The following is a 23,370-nucleotide window of genomic DNA, read 5'->3' on the forward strand; positions in this document are numbered from 1 at the left end:
TCTCTCGCTTAATCCGATCACGCATGTTCGAGTTGGAAGCTACCACTAATTCGAACACCGGCGTTCTGGCTACTCAACGTTATGGCGCAGCTCACGACTAGGACGTAGATGTTCGAGTTGATGCTAGCGTCTATCTCGAACACCACTGCACGAGATAGTGGTGACACGGAAGGGAGCGGGCCATGGCGGACACGTCGCCGTTGCTGGTCCCAACGGATCGGGGGCACGCCGGATCGCCAAGGTCACGGCCGTGGTGGCTGCTGGGACTGCTCAGTGTCGCGCAGTTCATGCTGGTTCTCGACGTGACCGTCGTGACCGTGGCGCTGCCCGACATCAGTGCTGACCTGACGCTGCACCGGGGAGTCGTGCCGTGGGTGCTGACGGCGTACACGCTGGCGTTCGGTGGTCTCATGCTGCTGGGCGGCCGTGCCGCCGACATGCTCGGTGCGCGCCGGGTGCTGCTGAGCGGACTGGTGATATTTGTCGTCGCGTCCCTGGTCGGCGGGCTCGCGGCCGACGCGGCCATGCTGCTGGCCGGTCGCGCGGCGCAGGGCGTGGGTGCGGCCCTGATGTCACCGGCGGCCCTGTCGGTGGTCAGTACGATCTTCGCCGGCAAGGACCGGGCAAGGGCGCTGGGCGTCTGGGCGGCTGTCGGCGGTGCCGGTTCAGCCCTGGGCGTGATCCTCGGCGGCCTGCTGACGTCCGGCCCTGGCTGGCGGTGGGTGTTCTTCATCAACGTACCGACCGGGCTGGCCCTCCTGGTGCTGCTACCCCTCGTGCTTCCCGCCAACCGGCCACGACGCGCGGGTACGGTCGACGTGGCCGGTGCGCTCTCGGTCACCCTCGCCACCGGTGCGGCGATATACGGGCTGATCAACGCCGGTGGACACGGCTGGTTCGCGGTGTCGACGCTCGTACCGCTGGCCGTGGCGGTGCTGCTGTACGGAGTCTTCGTCGCCGTCGAACGGGCGGCCGCGACACCGCTGATGCCGCTGCGGGTGCTGACCCGCCGCCCCGTCGTGGCCGGCGTGCTGCTGATGCTGGTCGCCACCGGCCTGCTGGTGGGCGCGTTCTTCCTCGGCTCTTTCTATCTGCAGCGCCTACACGGTTACAGCGCCGCGGGGACGGGTCTGGCCTTCCTGCCGATCGCGCTCGGCACGATCATCGGGGCCCACGGTGGCAGCCGGGCCGTCACGAAGGTCGACCGGCGCGCACTCGCCGCCGGTTCGCTGGCGCTCGTCGCGGCCGGCTGCGGGGTGGCGGCCGCCGCAGGGGGTCCGGTGAGCCTGGTGGTGGGGCTGAGCGTGGCGGCGATCGGTGTCGGCGCGGCCATGGTCACGGCGGTCACCGCGGCGCTGACCGCGGTCACCCCGAGCGAGGCGGGCACGCGCTCGGGAGTGGTGAACACCTTCCACGAACTCGGCGGCGCGCTCGGGGTCGCGGTGCTGTCCACCGTCGCCGCCACGGACGTGACCGGCGAGATCGGCACCGCCGGCGTCACCCTCGCCTTCGTGGTCGCCGCCGTTACCGCCGCGGCCGCCGCGGTGCTCAGCACGTTCGTGGTCCCGGCGGGGGTTGCGCCCGCCGACGCGCCACGCCCCATCCACTGACACAGGCCGGATGATCATGAAGCAGACACCACAGGAGGTCTTGGTGGACCGCGTCGTCAACACCCAGCAGGCCGAGGCATGGAACGGATATGAGGGCCAGTACTGGGCCGACTATTCCGAACGCTGGGACAAGGTGGCCGGTGGTCTCAACGCCCCCTTGTTCGCCGCCGCGATCATCGGCTCGCGGGATCTCGTCCTCGATGTCGGCTGCGGCAACGGGCAAACCACCTGGCTGGCCGCCGGTCTGGCCTCTCAGGGGCACGCGCTGGGGGTTGACTTGTCCGGGCCGATGGTGCACCGCGCCCGGGTCATCGCGGACACGGAAGGCATCGGCAACGTGCGGTTCGAGCAGGGCGATGCTCAGGTGTACCCGTTCCCTGGAGGCGAGTTCGACGCGGCCATCAGTCGCGGCGGGCTGACCTACTTCACCGATCCGGTCGCCGCCTTCGCCAACATCGCCGGTGCCCTGCGGCCCGGCGGCGGGCTGACCTTCGTCTGCCTGCAGGAGATGACCCGCCAGGAATGGTTCACCGTCCTCAGGTCGGCGTTGCTCGGCCGGGCACCCCAACCCGACACCGCTGACCCGTACGCGCCCGGCATGTTCTCGCTGACCGACCCCGACCGGATACGCGACGTGCTCACCCGGGCGGGCTTCGCGCACATCGCTGTGGCCCCCCTCGAGGTACCGATGGTGTACGGGCCGGATGCGAGCAGGGCCGCGGAAATCCACCTCGGCACCGGCCCGGTCCGGTTCCACCTCAAAGACGCCGACTGGGCGACCGAAACCCGGGCGCTGCGAGCGGTCACGGCCGCGCTCCAGCCGTTCGAGCACCCTGACGGCGTCCGGCTGCGCGGCGCGTACTGGCTCGTCAACGCCGTGCGGCCCTGACCGCCGTCGCGACCCCGCGTCTCATCGACCGAACGAACAACGAGGAGCACAACCATGAGCGTCGACCGCTCAGCACGACAAGACACCGATATCGACACCCGGTACGTACGGACCATGGTGAAGCTGACCGCGATGATCGGCGGGCCGCTGTTCCTGCTCACCGTCATCCTGCATCCGGCCCGCGACGGGCACGATATCGCGGCACACGCCGGGTGGTACGCCTTCACCCATTCCATGGAGGCCATCAGCCTGCTCATCCAGGCAACCTGCCTCGCCGGCGTCCTGGCGCTGAGCACACGCCGGCACGGTTCGCGCGGACTTGCCGCGGTGTACACCGCCCTGGTCGGCACCATCCTCTGGTTCGGCCTCATCGTCTACGACGGCGGCCACAACCCGGCGACGGCCAAGTACGCGCCCGACCTTGTGCACACCTCCGCAGACGTCGACATCGAGGGCGGCATCATCGTGCTGGCCGCCAACATCCTCTTCCCGCTGGGATACGTGCTGCTCGCCCTCCTGTTCAACCGTCACGGACAGCGGGGTACCGGCCTGCTGCTGGGACTCGGCGGCGTGCTGTACGCGATCGGGGGCACCGCGGCGCTGTTCGGCTTCGGACCCCACTCCATGATCACGTCCGTCGTCGAGATCGCTGGCGCCGCGCCGTACGCGCTCGGATACGTCATGCTCGGCCGCGCCGGCGGCCGTATCAGCCGGGAAGCGCGGGGACCTTCGCTCCGGGCGGGGTGAAGGCTGCGAGCAGCGTGGCCGCGATAAGCCCCGGGGCCTGGTCTGCCTTGACGCGGCCGGTGGCGGCGTCCTCGGCGGCGGCGTGCATGAGACTGAATGCGGTAGTGATGAGCCAACGCTTCGGCAGGTCGGTGCGGAACGCTCCCGTGCGCTGCCCCCGTTCGACAATCGACTGGGTGCGGCGCAGGATGCGGTCGTGCACGCCGCGGATGCGTTCCGCGGGAAGCTCGCGGCGCGCGGCCAGCAGGATGTTGCGGAACTGGTCCACGATCTGCCACGAGGAGGCCACCAGGTTGGTGAGCGCTTCCACGGGATCGCCGGTCGTGTCGGTGGCATCGAGGATCTGGTCGGCCCGCTGGATCGTGCGCACGAGGGCTGCGTCGATCAGCTCGGCGCGGGTCTTGAAGTGACCATAGAGCGTGACGCGCCCGACGCCCGCGGCCGCGGCGATGTCCACGACGCTCGCCTCCGGATCGCGGGCGAGGCAGGCTACGGCTGCGTCGAGGATCGCCTCGACGTTGCGGCGAGCGTCCGCACGCTGCGCTCGCGGAGCCGCGGTGCGCGCACTGACCGATGGCGTCGCCACGTTCCCTCCCTCTGCCATAGTTCGCACATCTCTGTTCAGATTACCGCACATGACGCGCGAGCAGCGTGTCGTGGGCTTCACCATGACATTGGGATAACTGATACAGCGATATACGGATTAACATGTACCTAGAGCCATTTCCAAGTTGACCTTGCAGCTCAGAGTGGGTGCGACGGACCCGGGCATCGATGAGGGCGAGGCTCCAGGTAAGACAGCAGTCGACCAAGATCCGATGCCCCGACCGGGAGCCTCGCTGTGCTGTCTTACCCCGCCACGATCCCGCTGTCCAGCCGAACCCTGCACCACCTCGCCGACCGCATCCGCCAGCACCGCAACCAGCATCGATCCCGGTGGCGGCGCCTCAACCCAGGCCGGCAGGCGCTGCTCGCCCTGGCCCACCTGCGCAACGGCGACACCTACACCCGCCTCGCCGCCGGCGAGTCGCCGGCGCGCAGCGGCGCGTCGGCGTTCGAGGTCGGCGTCGCGACCGCCTGGAGATACGTGCAGGAAGCGATCGCCCTGCTGGCCGCGGCCGCCGATGATCTGGCCGCCGCGATGGCGCGCATCCGCACACCGGCCTACGCGATCCTGGACGGGACCCTCATCCCGATCGACCGAGTCGCCGATCAGCGGCCGTACTACTCCGGCAAACACCAACGGCACGGGGTGAACGTGCAGATCGTCGCAGATGCCGTCGGCCGCCTCGTGTGGGCGTCACCGGCGCTGCCGGGCGCAGTACACGACCTGACCGCCGCTCACACCCACGACATCATCGACGCGCTGAGCAGCGCAGGCGTGATGACGTTCGCCGACAAGGGCCACCAGGGCCCTGGCGGGACTGTGCGTACACCGTTCAAGCGCCACCGTCACCGGCCGAAGCTGTCGCGTCGGCAGAAAGCGGTGCACAAGACGCACGCAAACATCCCGGCCCGCGGAGAGCGCGCAATCGCCACCCTCAAAACCTGGAAGATCCTGGCGAAGCTCCGCTGCCGCCCACGCCGAGCCACCACGATCGTGCAAGCCATCCTCGCCCTACACCGCGTCGAGACCAGCCGCTACACACGATGAAAATGGCTCAGTGCACGTGATCTGGTCGCGTTCGGCCGCCGGTCCGAGGCAGACAGGCGGCACGCCCCACTCACGTTCAGTCGTCGACCATCGGTCGGCCGATCGTCGCTATGGTGCGATGCTGCGCAGAACGCAGAACTCGTTGCCTTCCGGGTCGGCCAGCACCACCCAGCTCTGCTCACCTTGACCGAGGTCGACTCGCCTGGCGCCGAGACGGATCACCCGCTCAACCTCGTCGTCCTGGCTCACGTCGATCGGAATCACATCAAGATGGAGCCGGTTCTTCTTCGTCACCTTGCCCTCAGGGACCTTGATGAACATGACAGTCGAGGGCATCGGCTCCCGACGTACCGCTTCCACGGTCGGCTCCCATGAGGCGATCTCGACCTGGTCGCCCTTGTCCTCGATGACCCGGTAGTCGAGGACGGCCGCCCAGAACTCTGCCAGCCGATGCGGGTCCTGGCAGTCAACCGCCACTTGCAGCAGCCTGCTCGTCATGCAGCCCCTCCTGACAATCGGCGTCTATGTAGAGCGCGACCGACTGTACAAGGCTGCGGTCCGGTCGTTGTTACACCAGATCCCCAGAGGTTATCCGAACCCGTCCGCGACTGATCCAGTGCACCACTTTCGCCGGCGCTGACTTCCGAACAGCCCATCCCTATACAATTCTTGCCAAGCCACCTGATCGGGTGCGCACATCTGCCGCAGGTAGCGCACGTTCCGGCCGGCGACCGCGCAAACTAGCGGTAGTTTGTTGACTTCATGGTGGTAGGTAGAGGTCGATGCCGTGGCCGCGGGCGAGGGCGTCCAGGAGTTGTTGTAGTTCAGTGGGTGGGGGCTTGTCGGACCAGGCTTTCCACCAGCGTTGCAGGCGCTGCCAGGGGGTCAGCCAGGCGCGTACCGCGCGGAGGGTCTTGGGCCAGCACGGGTGTATTGCTGGCTGCGGTGGTGGAGGGCCCCCTCTCTCCGGACCCGTCCGGTGACGGATCCGTGCTTGATGCACTGGGAGTGTCGAGTGTGGACGGTTGATCGGAGTGGTGGTCGAACCAGGCCTTCCAGCAGAACGAGAACGCGCAATGGACCAGGTTCTGGTGGCGCTCGATCGCGACTGCGGAGCGGACCTGGAAGTCGGCCCAGCCCAGCTCGTCCTTGACCTGCTTGTAGCTCTGCTCGATCCAGTTCCGCATCCCGTATAACCGCACCACCTCGGCCAAGCCCGCCGCCGTGTGCGCAGCGTCCGGGGTGTCGTGGCGACCGCCGGGGCGGGGCAGGTTGGTCGCCAGGTACCAGGTCGTCTTGTCCGGCAACGTGGCCGGGTCGGTGGTGGCCACCACCAGCCGGGTCTGCCTGTCCGGCCCCCACCAACCCAGCGACGCGTCAGCCGCCCACCAGGTTTCGGTGTGCCCGTCACGGAACCGGCGGACCACCGGACTCCAGTCGCCGGGCTGCTGCGGCCCGCCCCAGGCCACCGCTCGGGCCGCATCCCGCGGCGTGTACGCCTCGGCGCCGTACTGCCACGCGCCCCGTGCCGGTTTGAGCGCCAGCACGAACCCCCAGCCGGCCTGCTGCAGTTCGCCGCGCAGCTCGTCGTGATCACCGTAACCACAGTCGGCCACCACCGCCCGACAGGCGACACCGGCAGTGCGCGCCTCGGCCACCAGCTCCCCGGCGATGCGCGGCTTGGTCCGGAAACCCGGATCGGAGGGGGCGTTCGAGCGAGTGCCGGCCCGGCCTTCAGATGGCGGTGGCGAGTTCGGTGAATGCCGCGGCGACGCGGAGTCCACCCGGGGCGTCGAGTCCGAGTTCGTAGTGTCCGCGGCGGAGGTTCTGCATGAAGGCGTGCCCGGCGATGATCGTCTGTGCTGTCCGGTCGGTCCGTAACCCTGCGCTTGCCGAGAATGCCATCCGGCCTGGTGAGGAGCCTTCTCGCCGACAATCCTGCGATCTTGATTCGGACGGCCATGGCGGTTGGGACAGCCAGCGGTCGCTCAGCGATGATGGTCGGTCGTGCTGCTGCGATTGGCATATCTCGGGGTGACGAACATCTTCGCGATGCTCCGGCTGCTGCCGACAAGCGACCGGGCCAAAGACATCGAGATCCTCACCTTGCGACACCAGATCATGGTGCTGCAGCGCCAGCTCGGCGAGCAGCGTCCGCGGTTCGACCCGAGCGACCGCGCGTTACTGGCCGCGTTGCTGCGTCCGCTGCCGAGGCAGGTGCTGCGCGGGCTGCGACTGCTGGTCCGTCCCGACACGGTGCTTCGGTGGCATCGCGATCTCGTCGCGCGCCGCCATGCGGCGGTGTCCCGGCCCAAACGTCCGGGTCGCCCGCGAACGGTCCGGTCGATCCGGGTGCTGGTACTTCGCTCGGTACGGGAGAACCCGCAGTGGGGCTACCGGCGCGTGCACGGCGAGCTCCTGGTCCTCGGTGTGAAGGTCGCCGCGTCTACGGTCTGGGAGATCCTGCGAGGCGGGTATCGATCCGGCACCCGATCGGACGGCCAGTACCTGGGCGGACTTCCTGCGATCGCAGGCGCAGGCGCTGCTGGCGTGTGACTTCTTCGAGACGGTCACGCTGACCGGGGCACGGGTGTACGTGTTGGCGGTGATCGAGCACGCCGACCGCCGGATCCGGATTCTGGGTGCTACTGCCCACCCGACCGCCGCATGGGTGGCACAGGCCGGCCGGAACCTCGTGATGGACCTCGAGGATGCCGGTTGCCGCGCCAAATACCTGATCCGTGATCGCGACGGGAAGTTCCCCGGCCTGTTCGACGTGATCCTCGCCGACGCGGGGATCACGGTGGTGCGCAGCGGTATCCGAGTGCCCCGGATGAACGCGATCATGGAGCGGTGGGTGCAGACCTGCCGCCGCGAGCTGCTGGACCGCACGCTGATCTGGAATCAGCGTCACCTCCTGCACGTCCTCCGCGAGTTCGAGGACTTCTACAACGCGCATCGTCCGCACCAAGGCATCGCCAACGCCCGACCCCTACGCGCATTGCCCACCCCGCTTGCCGATCCCGACGAGATCAGCCGCCTACGGGTCCGTCGACGCGACCGCCTCGGCGGCATCTTGCACGAGTACGAACACGCCGCCTGAGCTGCACGGACGGGGTTATCGGCAAGCGCAACGTCGCTGCGGTTCGCCCAACGCCTGGCCGACAACGGGATCCTGCCCTCGATGGGTTCCGTCGGCGACTCGTATGACAACGCACTGATGGAGAACTTCTGGTCCACCCTGAAGATCGAACTGGTCTACCGCACGAACTGGCGAACCCGGGACGAGGCCGAGAACGCGATCTTCGCCTACATCGACGGGTGGTACAACACCCGCCGCATCCAGAAAGACCTCGGCTGGCGCTCCCCAGACGAGTACGAAGCCGCCTGGCACGCCCAACACAGCACAGCTATCGTTCAACCCGAGCCGACCGGCGACAGGTAATTCACCCTCCGAGAAACCGGGGGAACCTCACGCCTTGGCGGGCGAGTTAGGGATGTTGCCACGTCAGTCGTCTGCAATGGCGAAGCAAGCGTTCTGGATCGGACAGCTCAACGCGCTGTATGTCTATTACGCTGCCAGGCGTCCGGGTGCCTGAGATTCGGATAACCTCGCCCAAGGTCAGCGCTCTCATCTGCCGCGATCCGGTGCACCGGGTCCCGGCGATTGGCCTCCGGTGAGGCCGATCTAGTAACTCACGGTCACAACGACGCGGCAGCGTTGATCTCGAATATGAGACTGGCTAAGGTATGGCGACGCTGGGCTCGGCCGCGCGGTACGGCTTCTCGAACCTGCCGTCGAAGCTCATCGCCGCCCTGTCCGGCTCCGACGCGAAGCGGCCTGCGTCGGCTGGGCGTCGAGGTCCCGAAGGCCGAGCGCGACACGATCATGGCCGCGGCCGTCTGAGCTGCGTCATACGTTGCACTCGGTGCGCCACTGCTGGCTGGCGCGTGGCCCGCACAGGTACGGGTTGGCGCCTCCCGACACGTCCGTCTGCTTGAGCACGTCGGTGTTGACCGCGACCAGCGTCATCGTGTCGCCCACCTGGACCGCGTCGGCCCCTGGGTCGAAGCTCGGAACCTTGCGGTCGTTCTGGTCAAGGTAGCGCACCGCGGTGTACTTGCCGCGCAGCTGCTCGCCGTCGGCCGTGAACCGCAGGTCGGCGTGGCCGGAGCACATCAGGTTGGACGTCATCGAGCATAGCCCCGCGTTCCAGACCGCGGTGCCGGTGAGGTCCGCCTTGATCGTGAGGCTCGACCCGTGCACGCGCCACTCACCGACAAACGTACCCGGCGTCTTGCCCGTCGCGCTGTTGGTTTTGGCCGGTGCCGCGCTGCTCTGCGTTGTCGTTTCCGGCGCCGGACTGCTCGGTGACGCTGGCGTGGTGGCGACCGGGAGGGCGCTCGCTGACGTCTCCGCGCTCGCCCCGTACGTTCGCCATAGGACGACGGCGATCGGCCCCACCAGCACGATGGCGACCATCATCGCGACCAGGAGCGGAATCCGGATACGCCGCACGGGCGCGGTCATGCCGGCGCCCCCGCCCGACAGTCGGCCGGATCGACTGCCTTGAACTGCTCCTTCATGCACGTCCGGCTGACCGCGGTATTCGCCGTGGTCCGGAACGGCCGACCGCCGTCGTCGATGACCTTTGTGCCCTGGGCGCCCTCGGACGACCAGTCGACCTCGATGACCCATTCGCACGTGCACTTCAGGGTGGTGCCGTTGACCAGAAACAGCTCGGTGTCGTTGACCGCGATCTCATAGGGGAACTTGATCGGACCCTGGCGCTGCTCGGTGGTCCCGTCGGGATCGAGCGCGTCGTCGACCTTCGACTTGAGCGTAGGGCTGGGCGCGTCCAGGTCGGCGGTGACCCAGCGGTAGACCCCTTCGCCGCCGCAGCGGAGCCCATACAGCGTGCCTGCGGTGGGCGCGCTCCGCTTTGTCACCCGGACCCGCATCCGCAGCAGCGTGACCTGGGCGGCCGACCGCCCCTGCAGCACCATCTCGACCCGGCCCGTGCTGGCCGGAACGGCGCCGTGCCTCCCGGCCCACTCCGCGTATTCCTGGTCCGATCCGATCGCTGGGTCCGGTACATCCGTCGACCCCTCGGCGACGACCCAGCCCCCTCCACACGGCGATGTACGGTCCGAAACGGTCACCGTAAACGGCACAACCACGTCCGCTGGCGACGTCCCACCCCCAGCCGGTGCCCCATTCCCGGCCGCACCAACCCCGGCCGACGGTGCGGACGAGGTCGCCGCGATGGCTTGCGGCTGTTGTCCGCCCGACGCTGGCCCGACCAGGTACATGGTCATGGCGGTCAGCAGCCCACCCACCACAACGGACGCGATGATCCCGGCGGTCCACACCAGCCGGGGCCCGTAATGGTGCCGGTCACCGACGTGCACGTCTCCGCCGGAGACCTGGTCGATCCGGTACTGCGTCTCCTCGCCGGCCGCCATACCCCCAGCCTTGGCGATGGCCCGGTCAACCGGAACGGCTTTTCGGCGGGCATGCGAGCCCACGCGTTCCTCGCCGCGCAACGGTAGTCGCCCTTGCCCGCCCGATCGTGCGTCCCGTTCCGGCTCCGCTTTACCCTTTGGACCGAGTCGTCAACTGCACCCGATGAGTCGGGTGGGCGGGTCGTTCAAGTGACCCATCCGTTCCATCCGCTGTTCGGCCGGCGGTTCGAGTTCGTGGCCCGTCGCCGCAACTGGGGCGAGGACCGGGTCTACTACCACGACGAGGGTGGCGAGCTGGGTTCGCTGCCCACGGCCTGGACCGATGTGGCTGAGGTCGACCCGTTCGTGCTGATCGCCGCGGGCCGCAGCCCATTCCGGGTCACCGACTTGCTGCAGCTAGCCTCGCTCTTTCGTTATCAGTCGATCATGGCGACTGGGAGCGGCTTTTTGATCTTTGCTCGGGTTGGTGGGCCGCGCGGGCGTGCCGAGGTTCCGGCGCGTTGGCCGGTTTCCTCCGTGCGATGTCGACGTGATCGGGTGCGGGTGTCAGCCGGTCGGGCGTGGTAGCTCGTTGAGTCGGGTGAACGCGGTGGTGAGATCTGTTGCCCAGGGCCAGGTTTCGGCGATTCGGAGCCGGGTTTGGCGGGCGGTGTGGGTGATTCTGGCGGCGACGTGCAGGAGTCGGTAGCGCAGGTTCTTCGGTTCGGCGGTCGCGAGGGCCCCGTTGAGGAGGAGCATCTGGGTCCAGGCGAGTAGGTCGATGCCGGTCAGGGCGAGTTGCAGCCAGGCTTGGTTGATCGCGAAGACGCGGGACGGGAACCGGCCGAAGCCAGTGTCCTTGCCGGTGCGGATGCGGTCTTCGACGCGGGCGTGGCCGCGGTGGCGCGCCTCGAGGTACTGCACTGACCCGTTGCCGGGTGGTGTGTCGGTGGCGAACACCTGATGGCGGAGGCCTTCGACGGTATCGAACAGGGAGAGTTGCGCGCCGGGGTGCGGTTCCTCGCGGCGGACGATGAACCGGGTGCCCGGCGGGTAGCCGTCGTCGGGGACGAGGCCGGTCAGTTCGCAGATGTCGGCGCCGTCGCGGGGTTCACCGTCGCCGTCGAGGGCCGGCACCCATTGCAGGTGCTGTTTGGCGGTGAGGATCGCCTGGCGGATCGGTTCGGTGATCGCGACGCCGACGGAGAAGCGGGCGTCGACGCCGGTGGCGCGCAGACCGCGGATGTGGGCGAGGAGCCCTTGAGTGCAGCCGGCGGAGTCCGATCGGATCAGGATCGGGGTGCCGTGCCGGTGGTGGTCGGGGATCTGGGTGAGGGCGTCGTCGAGGACGGTGATGTGATCGGCGGTCGTGTTCGACCCGGCCCGACCCTCGCGCAACAGTCCGGACAGCGCTTCGCGGGTGTTGTCAAGGAAGCAGAACAGCGGGTGGTAGCCGAAATTCTTCTTCCAGGTCGGGGTCGCTGCTTCCTTCTCCGAATGGCAGATCACGATGGAGGCGTCCAGGTCGAGGATCAGACCCGGGACGGGTAGGCCGGCGGCGGTGGTCTGCGGAAGGCCGCCGTGTGTGTCGATCCGTTGCGCCCACGCGATTTCGCGGGCCTGTGCTCGTGCGGTGGCGAACCGGAGCAGTACGTCACTGTCCATGCTGGACAGTAGTCGCCACGCGGTCGGATCGGACGCGACCGGCCCGAACAACGCCGCCTGATCCCGCAGCACGGCCAGGTCCGAGATCGCTTCCCCGCCGTCGGCGAGCGTCACCGCCAGATCGACCGCGATCCGGCCCGGGTCGTGGCCGCCACGACGCTGCCGCAACCCGGCGAGCGCATCACTGCACGCGCCGGTCAGACCGGTCACATCGGCGATGTCGGTGAGCAGGCGCGCACCGGCATGACCGACGACGCCACGACCGTCGGCACTCACCACAATTCTCGGACGCGTTCCGGTACGCTTCACCATGCAGGTGCCCTCCGGGCGGATGGATAAGGACCCTCGACAAGTCCTATCTTCCCAGCTCAGATGGCACCTGTTCTCTATCGACCCAGCATGTGGGCAGCCCTAAACGAATGACCCGGGCTAGTACGGCAGTGACACTTTGATTGGGCAGGTGCGCGTCTCCGTGATGCGGGATCAGCCTGCCCAGGGAGATGGTCCCTGTCTGAGTACGGTGAGGGCGCTCGGTTCGGTGACCGGCCAGAGGGCCTGGTGCACCGTTAGGTGACAGTTTCAGTCACGCGGCCTGACTGGCCGGTGGGGTCATGATGGTCTCGTACTCGATAGGGGTCAACCGGGCCAAGGATCGTTGGCGTCGGCGGCGGTGGTAGGTCCGTTCGATCCAGGTCACGATCGCCGTCCTCAGCTGCTGCCGCGTCGACCAAGCTCGGCGGTCGAGGACGTTGTTCTGCAGCAGGCCGAAGAACGATTCCATGGCGGCGTTGTCGCCAGCGGCGCCGACCCGGCCCATCGATCCGATCATGTGATGCTGGTGCAGGCCGCGGATGAACTTTCGGCTGCGAAATTGCGACCCGCGGTCGGTGTGCAGCACGCAGCCGACAACGTCACCGCGCCGGGCGACGGCGTTGTGCACCGCGTTGACGGCCAGCCTCGATTGCATGCGTGAGTCGATGGAGTAGCCGACGATCCGGTTGGACCACATGTCCTTGATCGCGCACAGGTAGAGCTTGCCCTCGCCGGTGCGGTGCTCGGTGATGTCGGCCAGCCACAACCGATTCGGCCCGTCGGCACTGAAAACGCGGCGCACGAGATCGTCGTGCACCGGCGGGCCGGCCTTGCCGCCCTTGCCCCGCCACTTGTTCTTGCTGAACGCGCTCCACCAGCCCATGCCGGAGCAGATCTTCCATGCGGTGCGCTCGGTCATCGGTCGTCCGGCCGCGCGGGCCTCGTCGGCCAGGAACCGGTAGCCGAACTCCGGGTCATCGCGGTGGGCGTCGAACAACGCGTCGGCCCGGTACGCCTCGGCCAGTTCAGCATCAGTGACCGGGTGGGCAAGCCACCGGTAGTAGGGCTGTCGAGCGATGTGCAGAACCCGGCACGTCACCGCGACGGGAATCCCGTCGGCGGCGAGCTCGTTCACGAGCGGGTAGAGCCTTTTCCCGGTAGGTTCGCCTGCGACAGATACGCCGCGGCCCGGCGCAGGACTTCGTTCTCCTGCTCCAGCAACTTGATCCGCTTACGGGCCTCACGCAGCTCGACAGACTCAGTCCTGCTCACCCCGGGCGCGGCGCCTTCATCGATGTCGGCCTGACGCAGCCACTTGAACAACGTCATCGGGTGGACCCCGAAGTCCTTGGCGATCTGCTCGACCGTCACACCCGGATCACGGTCACGGGCGACCCGCACGACATCATCGCGGAACTCCCGGGGGTAGGGCTTGGGCACAGCAACATCCTTCCAGCCCGCCATCACGGCAAGCCATCTCAGATGTCACCTATCGCTGCAGCAGACCCGGCGTCGAACACTCGCCCAGAATCACGCAACCGCCATAGACGGACTCCTACCTGCGCGTTCACTCGGAACTGTGCGACCTCGTGTCGCACCGACCACTACCAGGTTCGCGGGTATGAAGCGTGGTATCGACATGTCACGTTGTCCATGCTCGCGGCGGCGTTCCTCGTGATCACCCGAGACGCCGTCATAAAAGGGGATCCGCTGCCGGCGGCAGCGAACCCCTGATTCCCTTGTCCGTCAACGAGATCCGACGGTTGTTCAATCGGATCACTGCCCCGTTGACGCACGTCATCGAACACGTCGTGCACTGGTCGACGTGGCGACGAACAAGCCAGACGCGCGCCCGCATCAGCCATTACAAGAGACGCAGACATCATCACAACCTGTCGTTGCAGTATTAGCCTCAATCCGTGGACTGGCTCGGTCCGTGATGCTCGGTAGCGGCGTGGAGCTTTGACGAGAGTGTCCTCTGAGCTGCGATGATCGGGTTGTCGAAGGGATGACCAGACACGACTCGGACGGACACTCTCGGTGCAAGCACCTCAAGCCTGGCGCGACGACAGCGCGTGTTCGACGAGGACCAGGGCGAAGAACGTCAGGATCTCTCGAGCAGCCGGCCTTGACGCGCTGCTTGGCGACGTTCGCGCCGAGTGAGAAACCCATCGGGTCGCTGTCTCGGGCCCTTGGCAGCGGTGCAGCTGCGGCCCGTCCAAGCTCAGCAGACCAGCTGCCACCTTACTGCAGCTGCACGCCACTTATGATGGCGCGATGTCGCTCGCAATGCGCTGGACTCGGCTGCTGATGGTGGTATCGGCAGCCGGCTTTGCAGGTGCGGCCTTCGCAATCCGCGCCGCGATGGACGGGCCCATCGAACAGTACTCAGGCGCCGCTTTGTCCGCGGCCATCGTCTACACGATAGTGATCTTCATATGGCCGCTGATCTCCCCGCCGGCCGCCGGCAGCGCCGCGATCGCATACTGCTGATTCATCGAGTTCGCACAGCTCACCCCCATACCCGCGGCACTCTCCCAACGCAGCTGGCTCGCGCGCCAACTGCTAGGCGCCCAGTTCGACCTGATTGATGTTTCCTGGTACCCCGTCGGTGTCATCCCATTGGTCGCCGCGCATTGGTTCCTCCGTGCCCGCACACGTACCCAAACACACCCGACACCCGCTGAGCCTTAGCAATCCGTGGACGGAGATCGGTCCACTGTGGTCGGGAACGGCGTGGGGATGCGACGAGAGTGCCCTGCCGGCTGGGATGATCGGGTTTGCCTAGAACCTTGATCAGACCGGCTCGGAAGGACACTCTCGGTGCAAGGATCGCACGCCTGGCGCGGGGACAGCGCGGTATTCGACGAGGGCAATCTCGTGTCGCACGCAGGCCTCGTCCCACTGCTGGAGCTGGCCGAGCAGACGAGACTGTCACAGCTGCTGGACGAGCACGTGCGGTTCGTCGATGAGCGGATCAGGTCCGGGGCCGCCAATGCGACACCGAAACTGACCTCGATCATTGCCGGGATGGCCCGCGGCGCGGACAGCATCGACGACCTCGACGTCGTCCGTGCCGGTGGGACGGGCAAGCTGTTCAGCGGCGTCTACGCCGCCACGACGTTGGGGATCCTGCTGCGGGAGTTCACCCACGGCCACACCCGGCAACTGTCGGCTGTGCTGCACCGGCACCTGCTTGCCCTCGCTGCGCGCACGCCGCTGCTGGCCGGCATCGACTTGCGCGTCTTCGTCGACATCGACTCGCTGCTGCGCCCGGTGTACGGCCACGCCAAGCAGGGCGCCTCGTTCGGCCACACGAAGATCGCGGGCAAGACCGTGCTGCGGCGGGGCCTGTCCCCGCTCGCAGTCACCATCAGCACCCCGCAAGCGGCGCCGGTGCTGGCCGGGGCCCGGCTGCGGGCCGGACGTGCCGGCTCCGGCAAGGGCGCAGCGAGCATGGTCAGCGAAGCGCTCACCACCGCGGTGGCGGCCAGCGCGGACCCGGCAAACATCCTGGTGCGCGGCGACTCCGCGTACTGCTCCGGCAAGGTCGTCACCTCTGTCGTCAAGGCGGGAGCGCAGTTCTCCCTCGCCATCGCCCGCAACTCCGCCGTCAACGCCGCGATCGCCGCCATCAACGATGAGCAGTACACGCCGGTGCGCTACCCCGGCGCGGTCATCGACCCGGACACCGGTGAGCTGATCTCCGACGCTCAGGTGGCCGAAACGCCGTACACCGCGTTCGCCGGCACCCGCCACGAGACCACCGGCCGGCTCGTCGTGCGCCGCGTCCTCGACGCCAACACCCAGGACCCGCTGTTCCCGGTCTGGCGCTACCACCCGTTCTTCACCAACACCACCGAGCCGGTCACCGACGCCGATCTCACCCACCGCCAGCACGCCATCTGCGAGACCGTCTGGTCCGACCTCATCGACGGCCCGTGGGCCCACCAACCCTCCGGCTCCTTCGGTGCCAATGCCGCCTGGACCATCCTCGCCGCGATCTGCCACAACCTGCTGCGCGCCGCCGGCACACTGACCGGTACTACCCGCTACGCCAAAGCCCGCGGCGCCACCCTGCGCACCCATCTGATCAACATCCCGGCCCGGCTCGCCCGCCCCCAACGCCGCCCCATCCTGCACCTACCCACGCACTGGCCCCGCGCCCGAGCCTGGCTCACCTTCTGGAACGCCGTCTTCGGGGCCTGAGGCGGACAACCCCTGCCGCGCGCACCACCACGCAACACCCCCATCCCGCTACCGACCCGGCAAACAGGAACCGAGCAGGCTGGACCGAGGGCCAGCAGTACAGCCACGCTCTCAACCCAACAAGATCAATTCGATTTCATCCAAACACCCATGCGAGCGCCGATCCACGGATCGAGGCTAAGCAAAGCCAGCACTTTCCGTCGTGTGTTGCCAGTAGCCGCTCGACTTCGGCTTCACGCAGGCCATACAGGCTCATCAGCCGTGCCCGGCGGTCTTTGGCCCGAGCAGCTTCAGGATTCTTGCTGCGCCAGCTGCGAAGGCGGGCATTCCAACGAGGTTTGTTCACGGATCCATACTCCCGACATTCCGCCCTGCTGCACTCGATGCACTGAGCCATCTTCATCGTGGGTAGCGGTTGGTCTCGATGTGTTGCAGGACGGTGATGGCCTGCACGATGGCGGTGGCGCGGCGTGGGCAGCAGCGCAGCTTGGTTAGGATCTTCCAGCTTTTGAGCGTGGCGACGGCGCGTTCGCCGATGCCGCGGACGCGGGCGTGGGTGCGGTTGACGGCGCGTTGTCGGCGGGAGAGCCGGGGCCGGTGGCGGTGACGTTTGAACGGTGTGCGGATCGTGCCGCCGGCGCCCTGGTAGCCCTTGTCGGCCAGCACCATCACGCCGTGGGCGGTGAGCGCGTCGACCAGGCCGTGGACGCGGGCCGCGGTGAGGTCGTGGACCGCGCCGGGCAACGCGGGTGAGGCCCAGACGAGCCGGCCGGCGGGGTCGGCGAGCAGTTGCACGTTGACGCCGTGGCGCTTCTGTTTGCCCGAGTAGTACGGGCGCTGGTTGGCCACGCGGTCGATCGGGATGAGGGTGCCGTCGAGGATGGCGTAGGCCAGCCGGTCCGCGCGGCGTCCTGCCGCGGTGACGTCGTCGGCTTGGGCGGTGAGCAGGTGGATGCCTTCTTGGACGTAGCGCCAGGCGGTGCTGGTGCTGATGGCGAAGCCGGCGTCGAGCAGCCCGGCCATCGCGGCTGCGCCGCGTCCTGTCCGGCGGCCGGCGAGGGTGACCGGGCTACGGCTGCTGGATCGGCGCCCGAGGGCTGATGCCGAGGCCGGCCACGGTGCGCACGCCCAGCGCGATCGGGTCCCGCGCGCCCAGCCCGCCCAGCACGACCCGCGCCGCGACGGCGTGCCAGCCGAGGACCGCGGTCAGCCGCTCGGTCGCCCAGAGCAGCATCCCCAGCGCCGCGTCGGGGCCTTCGAGGTCGCCGCCGTCGACGGCGGCCAGGACCCGCTCGCGGGCGGCCGCGGCCGCCGCCGGGGAGGCGAGTGGGTTGCGCGCATGGGTGCTCGTGGCCTGCCGGTACCGGCCGCGCAGGCGGGCCCGGGTGACGACGGCGTCGGTGACGTCGGCGCCGAGCTCCTGCAGCCACGCGTGCACCCTCCGGCGGCCGCTCGCGCCCATCCGGGCCAGCAGTGAGTCGAGGAACGGCTCGCCGGTCGGGTCCCCGGTCGCCTGGACGTACCCGTGCTCGTCGACGGTGACCGCGCCGAGCAGCCGCAGGTCGGTCAGCGCCGCCGCGGCCAGCGCCGCCGGGAACGTGGTCAGGTCGAGCGCGCGCCGGCCGTCCGGGTCGTAGCACAGTTCGAAGAGCTCGTCGGCGAGGCGGCCGGGGCCGGACAGCGCGCCGAGGTGTAGCCGCGTGTGCCGCGACACGACGCCGAGGCGGGCCAGCATGTCGCGCAGCGGCGCGACCGCGGCGGGGTCGGCGCACGCCTCGGCGACCAGCCGGCCGAGCGAGGCCGGCTCGAGGCGCAGCGGCTCGGACCAGGCGTGCCGCCAGCGGGCCCCGCCGTCGGCGACGACGGCCGCGACGATGTACTCGCCGGGGTCGCCGGCCGCGGCCCTGCCGTCGTCCCAGCGGCTGGCCGGGCCCAGGCGGCGGACCAGCTCGGCGCCCTCCCCGTCGGCCAGCAGCTGCAGGACGTCGTCGAGCTCGCCGGCGCGGCGCAGCCGGGACGCGTCGAGCTTCGCCTCGCGGCGCGCGGCCGCCTCGACGACCTGGTGGAAGTCGTGGCCGCGCAGCGCCTCGGCGAGGACCTCCGGCCCGGCCACGAGCTCCGTCGCGGGCCCGTCGCGCGCGCCGCCGGGCGAGGCGTCGTCCAGGCCGTCCAGGGCGGCGAGGCGGGTGGCGATCGGCGGGTGGGTGCCGAAGGGGTCCGGGGGGCCGGACCTGACCGGGCGGGCGTACCGCGGGCTGCGGGCGAACCGCTCCAGCAGCTCGCCGGGCTCGTGGCCGCTCGTGCGGGCCCACCGCGCGTAGCTGGCCACGAGCAGGTCCCACGTGGCGTCGAACGGGGCGAGGTCGCGCAGGGCGCCGGCGAGGGCGGCAGGGCCGGCGGCACGGGCGGCCGCGGCGTCGGCCTCCAGCTCGGCGTGGCGCAGCGCGGCCAGGGCGACCAGCGAGTACAGCACGGCGTAGCCGGACAGCAGCAGGCCCGCCGGGCTCTCGGGGCCGACGCGCTCGATGGTGCGCCGCATGGCGACCGAGCCGCGGTAGGCGATGGCGAGGAAGCCGGCGTGGCGGCCCGAGTAGTGGCCGAGCTCGTGGGCGAGGACCGCGCGGACGTTCTCGACCGGCCAGGCGGCGAGCAGGGGCGCGCCGACGTACAGGCAGCGGCGGCCGCGGCGCAGGCCCAGCGGCCCGGTGTCCTCCCAGACGAACGCGTTGACCTCGCCGACGAGGCGGATCTCGTCGGGCGGGCGCGTGCCGACGATCTCGGCCAGCTCGCGGGTGTGCCGCCACAGCCCGGGCGCGGTCCGCTCGTCGACCGGGTGGCCGGCGGCGGGCGGGTCGGGCCGGGAGTACAGCAGATGCCCCACCGACGCCAGCAGCGCCAGGGCCGCGCCGGCCGCGGCGAGGCCGCCCACGATCGCGTCCTCCTGGCCCGGGAACGTCAGCCAGAGCCACACGGCGAGCCAGCCGAGGCCGGCGACCGCGGCGGCGCCGAGCACGTAGAAGCCGGCGAGTAACGTCACGGCCAGCAGCGCCCGCAGGGCGACCAGCCGTCCTCCCCCGTTCACCGGCCCAGTGTGGCAGCCGCGCGCCACCCCGGGCCGGCACGGGGTCAGACCCAGCGGGGCGGGCCGCCCGCGCTCTCGTGCCAGCGCCGGTCGAGGGCGCTCACCACGTAGGTGTAGTGCCGGCCCGGCTCGGCGGTGGGGTCCGTGTAGGCGGTGCCGCGCACGGTCGCCACGAGGTGGGCGGCGTCGGCGAGGTCGCAGCCGTGTGGCACGGTGACGCCGTCGAAGCGGTACACGCCGTAGGAGACGGCCTCGTCGAACGGGCCGGCGCCGCTCGCGGTGGGCCGCCAGCGCAGGTCGACGCCGCCCGAGCCGCGCCGGGCTGTGGTGACGACCAGGAACAGCGGCGGGCGGTCCGGGCCCCACGCGGGCGGGAACGCGGGCCGGGTGCGGTGCGGTCAGCAGCGTCTCGGCGCCGAGCCGGTCGGCGCGCACCTGTACGGCGCTGAAGTGCACGTCGCCGAGGACCTGCGGGTACTGCCGGTTGAGCGTCAGGTGCGCGGACAGCTCGTTCGGGTCGAACCAGGCGGGCGGCTGCCCGGCCGCCCCGACCTTGTAGTCGGCCTGCCCGATGTACAGCTGCACGTCCGTGCCGGCGACGACGTCGGCCCACCACGACACGAGCTTGGCGTAGTCCGCGACGGCGAAGCCGATGCTCCAGTACACCTGCGGCACGATGTAGTCGATCCAGCCCTCCTTCACCCACTTGCGGGTGTCGGCGAAGTTGGCGTCGTAGGACTGCGTGCCGGCGGCGAGTCGGGCGTAGGTGTCGCCGTTGCGCAGGTGGGCCAGGACCAGCAGCGCCTGGTCACCGGGCTGCAGCCGCCGCCATCGGCTGCGGCACTCGCGACGCTGCCGGCGGATCAGGTTCGCGAGCTGGTTGAGGGTGCGGGTGGACAGCGTGATCGTGGCAGGGTAGGACAGCAACGAGGCTCCTGGTCGGGGCATCGAGTCTTGGTCGACAGCTGTCTTACCGGGAGCCTCGTCTGCCTCGTTCCCGGCCCACCACATCATTGGGCTTCCCCCCGGTAGGCCGGACACCTCGCCCGTTTACCGGCGGGTGTAGATCGCAACCCGCACCTGTGCTCGGTCGAGACGAACCTCGGTGAGGCGTGGTTGGCGTGGCATGGTCGATCACCCTTCGGCTGACCGGGCCGCCGACGCGGCTCGACGACCCCGCGGCTACCGGATCGGGGCGACGGCGAGCCGCTGACAACCGTCACCAGCAGCAAGACCACATGATTGCGGGACGGCTATCCCTCGGCTCGCCTACCGCGCCCCCTCGACAGCGGGCCGGCGGCGGTCACCGCCGAGCGAACCCGCACACCGAGTGCGAGACAGTCCTGAACACGCGCTGTACGGCTGGAGACATGACAAGCGTCAGCCGCCCACCACCGGCTACCGTCGCCTGCGAGCAGGACACCGGCTCGCGGACGTCAGAACGTGATCGCCGCCGGCCAGGCAGTCGCATGGTGAACCCGACGGTGACCGAGCCCGACGTCGTGCCCATGACCATCGAGCAGCACGACCGAGCCGTCGCCGTACTGGCGACCATGATCTGCGATTGGCTGCACACACGCGGCGACCGACACAGCCGAAGGCCCCGGGCTCTACCCGCCACGGCAGCATCACGACGGTGGACACGTCGACCGATCCCGGCAGTAGCCCATCCATGTTCGTGAATTACTGCAGCGGGCCTTCCGCCGCCGATGACACCCGTATCCGGCGCTCACGGGCAAACGGAAGCAAGAAACCGCAGGTCACGGCCGTGGCATAGCGGTTCGTATGCTGTAACCAACGGCCCACCGGTTCGAGCCCCGTCCGGCCCACAATTTCTTTCGTCGCGAACCAAGGGATCTTCTTCGGGGACTGTCGTAGTTCGGCAGTTGCGGCTTGGCGCGGTCATTGAGGTTCTCCTTCGGAGACGGTGGTCGCCTTTCGACTCAGGGAAGCATGATGATCTTGCCGTGAGTGTGGCCCGTCTCGCTCATGCGATGGACGAGGGCGATGTCTGCAAGCGGGTGGGACTCGGTGACATCGACGACGAGGGTGCCAGCGTCGATGAGTTCGACGATCTCGCCCAGCTGTTTGGCGTCGTTGCGGGTGACCATGTGCAAGGCGGTGACGTCCGCTTCGGCGGGCGGCTGGACCGGCGTGGCGGCGGAGACGATGATGCCGCCCGGCCGGAGAAGGGTCACCAGGTCGGTGGCCGCCTCGGGCGTGATCGCGGCGAGGTTGACGACGACATCGACCGGAGCGCCGAGCCCGTCGGCGAGAGGCGTGCGCGTGTAGTCGATGATCTGGTCGGCCCCGTAGCTGCGGACCGCCGCAGCGCTGCGGGAGCTTGCCGTGGCGATCACTATCGCTCCGGCGTACTTGGCGAGCTGGACTGTGAACACTCCCAAGCCACCGCCGGCGCCGTTAATGAGGACGCGCTGGCCCGCGGTGATGTGTGCATGCTCGAACAGTGCCTGCCAGGCGGTAAGCGCGGCGACGGGGATGGCCGCAGCGTTGGCCAGTGGGATGGTGTCCGGCGCCTTGGCTAGCACGCTGACCCGGGCGGCGACGTACTCGGCTGCGGCGCCACCCGCATCGAGACGGCCGATGACTCGGTCGCCCACGGTGAACTCCTCCACGTCATCGCCGATTTCGGCGATCGTGCCGGAGACGTCCCAGCCGAGGATGTAGGGCAGGTCCACCGGCAGTACGGCCCGCAGCATCCCGGAGCGCTGCGCAGTCTCCGATGGGTTGAAAGAGGTGGCTGCGACCCGGATCAGGACGTCGCCTGGCCCAGGCACGGGCCGCGGTACTTCTTCGTACCGGATGACGGAGGCATCGCCGTGCTCATGGATACGTGCGGCCTTCATACTGCCGCGGAAGCTGCCCGCGTGGTCGGTCACCCATGCGCGGAACGTGCGCGCCGCTGCTCCGGTGACATTTTCCACCGTGGATGTGATCGGTCTCGGCCCGGTCACCATCTCTGCCTGGGCGCGAAGGATGCCATCCGCGACCTCAGGTGGCCAGCCCAACGTGAGCATCTGCTGTCGCGCCGTGTCTGGAGAGGTCTCCTCCCACCGCACCGGGCGGCCGATCACCTCACCGATGATGCGTACCTGCTCGGCCTGGGTCAGTACCTCGGGTCCGGTCAGCTCATGGATTGCGCCGGCGGATCCGTCGCCGATGAGTGCGCGCACCGCGACTGCCGCGAGATCTCGCTCGTGCAGCGGCGGCATGGCGGCCGTCCCGTATGGCGCGCGGACAACTGACTCGGTGCGGATCTCGCCGGCCCACCTCAGGGCGTTGGCGGCGAACACGTGCGGTCGCAGGAACGTCCATTCCAGCCCGGACTGCTCGATCAACTGCTCGACCTGCTGCTCGTGCTCCCGTACCGCTGCGGAAGACAGGTAGACGATGTGGCGAGCATGCTGGGCGACCGCATCCAGGACCGCGGGCATGCCCTCGGCGGTGGAAAATGGCCAGATCAGGAACACGGCCTCAACCCCGTCCATGGCGGCGCGCAGGGTGGCCGGCTCTGTCAGGTCGCCCCCGATGATCTCCACGCCGTCGGGCAGTCGGGCTGCTTCGGGTGCGCGGGCCAGTGCGCGTACTTCGACGCCCGCGTCCAGCAGCTGGGCCACGACCTGCCGGCCGACCGTTCCGGTCGCACCAGTAACCAAAATCCTGTGTCGCCCTGCCATCAGATGCTCCTTCTGCATACGTCCCTCGCCCCGACAGCAGGGCGGCCAATTGATCGCTT

General features: G+C 69.0%; 19 protein-coding genes and 3 pseudogenes. 11 read left to right on the forward strand and 11 right to left on the reverse strand.

What is annotated here, in order from left to right; genetic code table 11:
* The first annotated feature begins 182 nt into the window (after positions 1-182).
* The 3 genes from ACPPVO_RS35795 (at position 183) to ACPPVO_RS35805 (ending at position 3,246) form a co-directional block, all read left to right on the forward strand.
* Positions 183-1,610 carry an MFS transporter gene (locus ACPPVO_RS35795; RefSeq protein ID WP_426502970.1) on the forward strand — a complete coding sequence of 476 codons (1,428 nt, stop codon included), beginning with the start codon at positions 183-185 and terminating at the stop codon, positions 1,608-1,610.
* Complete coding sequence (locus ACPPVO_RS35800) at positions 1,576-2,499, forward strand: class I SAM-dependent methyltransferase (protein WP_426502971.1); 924 nt, start codon at positions 1,576-1,578, stop codon at positions 2,497-2,499. Before ACPPVO_RS35795 ends, ACPPVO_RS35800 begins: the two co-directional genes overlap by 35 nt.
* A gap of 114 nt (positions 2,500-2,613) precedes the next feature.
* Complete coding sequence (locus tag ACPPVO_RS35805; RefSeq protein ID WP_426502972.1) at positions 2,614-3,246, forward strand: hypothetical protein; 633 nt, start codon at positions 2,614-2,616, stop codon at positions 3,244-3,246.
* Here ACPPVO_RS35805 and ACPPVO_RS35810 read toward each other — a convergent pair.
* A complete protein-coding gene (locus ACPPVO_RS35810; RefSeq protein ID WP_426502973.1) occupies positions 3,206-3,832 on the reverse strand; it encodes a TetR/AcrR family transcriptional regulator in 627 nt (208 codons plus the stop codon). The genes ACPPVO_RS35805 and ACPPVO_RS35810 overlap by 41 nt on opposite strands.
* 255 nt (positions 3,833-4,087) lie before the next feature.
* On the opposite strand from ACPPVO_RS35810, the gene ACPPVO_RS35815 reads away from it, so the two are divergent.
* The gene (locus ACPPVO_RS35815) at positions 4,088-4,900 is read left to right on the forward strand and encodes a transposase family protein (protein WP_426502974.1); all 813 of its coding nucleotides are present in this window, start codon (positions 4,088-4,090) and stop codon (positions 4,898-4,900) included.
* 108 nt (positions 4,901-5,008) lie between these two features.
* Here ACPPVO_RS35815 and ACPPVO_RS35820 read toward each other — a convergent pair whose 3' ends face one another.
* Both ACPPVO_RS35820 and ACPPVO_RS35825 read right to left on the reverse strand, forming a co-directional pair.
* The gene (locus ACPPVO_RS35820; RefSeq protein WP_426502975.1) at positions 5,009-5,398 is read right to left on the reverse strand and encodes a VOC family protein; all 390 of its coding nucleotides are present in this window, start codon (positions 5,396-5,398) and stop codon (positions 5,009-5,011) included.
* A gap of 326 nt (positions 5,399-5,724) precedes the next feature.
* Positions 5,725-6,684 carry an IS701 family transposase gene (locus ACPPVO_RS35825; RefSeq protein ID WP_426502976.1) on the reverse strand — a complete coding sequence of 320 codons (960 nt, stop codon included), beginning with the start codon at positions 6,682-6,684 and terminating at the stop codon, positions 5,725-5,727.
* Positions 6,685-6,907: 223 nt separating this feature from the next.
* Between ACPPVO_RS35825 and ACPPVO_RS35830 the strand changes: the two genes are divergently transcribed.
* From ACPPVO_RS35830 to ACPPVO_RS35840, 3 genes are all read left to right on the forward strand, one after another.
* Positions 6,908-7,456, forward strand: a complete 549-nt coding sequence (locus ACPPVO_RS35830) for a helix-turn-helix domain-containing protein (RefSeq protein WP_426502977.1) — start codon at positions 6,908-6,910, stop codon at positions 7,454-7,456.
* 49 nt (positions 7,457-7,505) lie between these two features.
* Positions 7,506-8,003, forward strand: a complete 498-nt coding sequence (locus ACPPVO_RS35835; RefSeq protein ID WP_426502978.1) for an integrase core domain-containing protein — start codon at positions 7,506-7,508, stop codon at positions 8,001-8,003.
* 72 nt (positions 8,004-8,075) lie between these two features.
* Positions 8,076-8,345 (forward strand): transposase, encoded by a 270-nt coding sequence (locus tag ACPPVO_RS35840; RefSeq protein ID WP_426514760.1) that lies wholly within the window; start codon positions 8,076-8,078, stop codon positions 8,343-8,345.
* Positions 8,346-8,813: 468 nt separating this feature from the next.
* Here the strand turns inward: ACPPVO_RS35840 and ACPPVO_RS35845 are convergent, their stop codons facing one another.
* Positions 8,814-9,431: a hypothetical protein gene (locus tag ACPPVO_RS35845; RefSeq protein ID WP_426502979.1), complete on the reverse strand. Its 618-nt coding sequence runs from the start codon at positions 9,429-9,431 to the stop codon at positions 8,814-8,816.
* A complete protein-coding gene (locus tag ACPPVO_RS35850) occupies positions 9,428-10,366 on the reverse strand; it encodes a hypothetical protein (protein ID WP_426502980.1) in 939 nt (312 codons plus the stop codon). Before ACPPVO_RS35850 ends, ACPPVO_RS35845 begins: the two co-directional genes overlap by 4 nt.
* 189 nt (positions 10,367-10,555) lie before the next feature.
* Between ACPPVO_RS35850 and ACPPVO_RS35855 the strand changes: the two genes are divergently transcribed.
* Positions 10,556-10,933, forward strand: a complete 378-nt coding sequence (locus tag ACPPVO_RS35855) for a DUF5372 family protein (protein WP_426502981.1) — start codon at positions 10,556-10,558, stop codon at positions 10,931-10,933.
* Here ACPPVO_RS35855 and ACPPVO_RS35860 read toward each other — a convergent pair.
* Together ACPPVO_RS35860 and ACPPVO_RS35865 are read right to left on the reverse strand one after the other, a co-directional pair.
* Positions 10,913-12,322 carry an IS1380 family transposase gene (locus ACPPVO_RS35860; protein WP_426502814.1) on the reverse strand — a complete coding sequence of 470 codons (1,410 nt, stop codon included), beginning with the start codon at positions 12,320-12,322 and terminating at the stop codon, positions 10,913-10,915. The genes ACPPVO_RS35855 and ACPPVO_RS35860 overlap by 21 nt on opposite strands.
* Positions 12,323-12,593: 271 nt before the next feature.
* Positions 12,594-13,762, reverse strand: a protein-coding gene (locus tag ACPPVO_RS35865; protein ID WP_426502982.1) for an IS3 family transposase whose coding sequence is annotated in 2 segments (ribosomal slippage) — positions 12,594-13,475 and positions 13,478-13,762 — 1,167 coding nt in all. Because the reading frame shifts where the segments join, the coding sequence is not laid out codon by codon here.
* A gap of 159 nt (positions 13,763-13,921) precedes the next feature.
* On the opposite strand from ACPPVO_RS35865, the pseudogene ACPPVO_RS35870 reads away from it, so the two are divergent.
* The 3 genes and pseudogenes from ACPPVO_RS35870 to ACPPVO_RS35880 all read left to right on the forward strand — a co-directional run.
* A pseudogene (locus ACPPVO_RS35870) lies at positions 13,922-14,056 on the forward strand (IS701 family transposase); the annotation flags it as partial.
* A 543-nt stretch (positions 14,057-14,599) separates the two neighbouring features.
* Positions 14,600-14,815, forward strand: coding sequence for a hypothetical protein (locus ACPPVO_RS35875; RefSeq protein ID WP_426502984.1), 216 nt, complete (start codon positions 14,600-14,602; stop codon positions 14,813-14,815).
* A 330-nt stretch (positions 14,816-15,145) separates the two neighbouring features.
* A complete protein-coding gene (locus ACPPVO_RS35880; RefSeq protein ID WP_426502985.1) occupies positions 15,146-16,531 on the forward strand; it encodes an IS1380 family transposase in 1,386 nt (461 codons plus the stop codon).
* 399 nt (positions 16,532-16,930) lie between these two features.
* Here the strand turns inward: ACPPVO_RS35880 and ACPPVO_RS35885 are convergent.
* The 4 genes and pseudogenes from ACPPVO_RS35885 to ACPPVO_RS35900 form a co-directional block, all read right to left on the reverse strand.
* Positions 16,931-17,614, reverse strand: a pseudogene (locus tag ACPPVO_RS35885) (transposase family protein); the annotation flags it as partial.
* Positions 17,601-20,315 (reverse strand): GPP34 family phosphoprotein, encoded by a 2,715-nt coding sequence (locus tag ACPPVO_RS35890; RefSeq protein ID WP_426514761.1) that lies wholly within the window; start codon positions 20,313-20,315, stop codon positions 17,601-17,603. The gene ACPPVO_RS35890 and the pseudogene ACPPVO_RS35885, both read right to left, overlap by 14 nt.
* Positions 20,307-20,540: pseudogene (locus ACPPVO_RS35895) on the reverse strand (transposase family protein); the annotation flags it as partial. The pseudogene ACPPVO_RS35895 and the gene ACPPVO_RS35890, both read right to left, overlap by 9 nt.
* 1,016 nt (positions 20,541-21,556) lie before the next feature.
* Entirely contained in the window at positions 21,557-23,329 is a 1,773-nt protein-coding gene (locus ACPPVO_RS35900; RefSeq protein WP_426502986.1) for an NAD(P)H-binding protein, read from the reverse strand.
* Between the last annotated feature and the right edge of the window lie 41 nt (positions 23,330-23,370).

Origin of the sequence: Dactylosporangium sp. McL0621 (genome assembly GCF_049995355.1) — a bacterium.
GTDB lineage: Bacteria > Actinomycetota > Actinomycetes > Mycobacteriales > Micromonosporaceae > Dactylosporangium.

Excerpts from the sequence above, each read along its gene's own strand:
- ACPPVO_RS35795 (WP_426502970.1), top strand. The coding sequence starts at position 183 with ATGGCGGACACGTCGCCGTTGCTGGTCCCAACGGATCGGGGGCACGCC.
- ACPPVO_RS35805 (WP_426502972.1), top strand. The coding sequence starts at position 2,614 with ATGGTGAAGCTGACCGCGATGATCGGCGGGCCGCTGTTCCTGCTCACC.
- ACPPVO_RS35820 (WP_426502975.1), bottom strand. The coding sequence starts at position 5,398 with ATGACGAGCAGGCTGCTGCAAGTGGCGGTTGACTGCCAGGACCCGCAT.
- ACPPVO_RS35845 (WP_426502979.1), bottom strand. The coding sequence starts at position 9,431 with ATGACCGCGCCCGTGCGGCGTATCCGGATTCCGCTCCTGGTCGCGATG.
- ACPPVO_RS35850 (WP_426502980.1), bottom strand. The coding sequence starts at position 10,366 with ATGGCGGCCGGCGAGGAGACGCAGTACCGGATCGACCAGGTCTCCGGC.
- ACPPVO_RS35860 (WP_426502814.1), bottom strand. The coding sequence starts at position 12,322 with ATGGTGAAGCGTACCGGAACGCGTCCGAGAATTGTGGTGAGTGCCGAC.
- ACPPVO_RS35875 (WP_426502984.1), top strand. The coding sequence starts at position 14,600 with ATGTCGCTCGCAATGCGCTGGACTCGGCTGCTGATGGTGGTATCGGCA.
- ACPPVO_RS35900 (WP_426502986.1), bottom strand. The coding sequence starts at position 23,329 with ATGCAGAAGGAGCATCTGATGGCAGGGCGACACAGGATTTTGGTTACT.